We start from the raw sequence: 1,070 nt of genomic DNA, 5'->3' as shown, positions 1-1,070 counted from the left end.
ACAATTTTCTGTCAGAATGTCGAGTTTCATCTGTTATGTGATAATCACTCTCCGGTATAATCATATAAATGAGACTACTTATCCTATTTTGCCGCATCCTGTGCGGTGGTTTTTTTATTGTCAGTGCGCTGACAAAACTATCGCATCCGAGTGATTTCGCACTCACGATTGCTGCTTTTGGTCTAGTGTTGCCTGCGCTAATTACCCCTATTGCATGGTTGTTGATCCTAACCGAATTGGTCGTTGGCCTTGGCGTATTGTGCCGCCGGCAAATTGCATTAGTGGGAATGATGGCGCTGCTGGTGGTTTTTATGGCCGTGCTGAGCTATGGCATGGCTATTGGGTTAGACATTAATTGTGGCTGTTTGGGGCAAGCTGATTTAACTGGTTTGCCCCAGGCGCTAGGACGCGATGCCGTTTTACTCGGTATGTGCTTGTTGCTGTGGTTCAAACGAGCCTCTCGCTCAGATACGCCACAACACAGTAAGAGAATCAGTAAAATAACATGGAGATAAAGATGAAAAAGCGTTCACTGACAGCATTGGCATTGCTGACCGTTTCGGTATTCACTGCCGGTTGCTCTGATAATAAATTTGAGCAGGAAACGGCGGCAGAGAAGCAGGCTGTTACGCTTGCCCGTGAAGCGCAGCAGGGCGGCTACCAGTTGATTACGGTGGAAGAGCTGAAAAATCGTCTGGATGGTCAACAAGAGATGCTCATTATCGATACCATGCCGTACGACAGCAGCTTCAAGAAGGGGCACATTCCGGGGGCTAAAAACTTTGTGTTCGCTAAACAAGCTACCGATGGCAAAAGCTGGGCGGCGTTGACCGAAGATAATCAATCCGAACAAGCCTTCTTGGAGCTACTGGGTCCAGATAAGAGCCGCACTATTGTTATGTACTGTGGCTTTGTCGCCTGTGGTCGTAGTCATAATGCTGCTATTTGGGCAGTAAACCAAGGCTACGAAAATGTGTATCGCTTGCCAGGTGGCATTTTTGCGTGGCGTGGTGCCGGTTATCCGGTTGAAGAAGTTAAATAACCGATGTGAAATTTTAGCTTCACTAAAG

Annotated in this window: 2 protein-coding genes; both read left to right on the top strand. The window is 47.3% G+C overall.

Annotated elements, in window-relative coordinates:
* The first annotated feature begins 68 nt into the window (after positions 1 to 68).
* Positions 69 to 515, top strand: a complete 447-nt coding sequence (locus ACRC27_RS02970; RefSeq protein ID WP_438639160.1) for a MauE/DoxX family redox-associated membrane protein — start codon at positions 69 to 71, stop codon at positions 513 to 515.
* A gap of 2 nt (positions 516 to 517) precedes the next feature.
* Entirely contained in the window at positions 518 to 1,042 is a 525-nt protein-coding gene (locus tag ACRC27_RS02965) for a rhodanese-like domain-containing protein (protein WP_152143792.1), read from the top strand.
* The last annotated feature ends 28 nt before the right edge of the window (positions 1,043 to 1,070 follow it).

It is taken from the genome of Plesiomonas sp. (genome assembly GCF_051650925.1).
GTDB lineage: Bacteria > Pseudomonadota > Gammaproteobacteria > Enterobacterales > CAMTGL01 > Plesiomonas.
The sequence above is the reverse complement of the archived record's forward strand: the minus strand, read 5'-3'. Positions and strand labels throughout refer to the sequence as shown.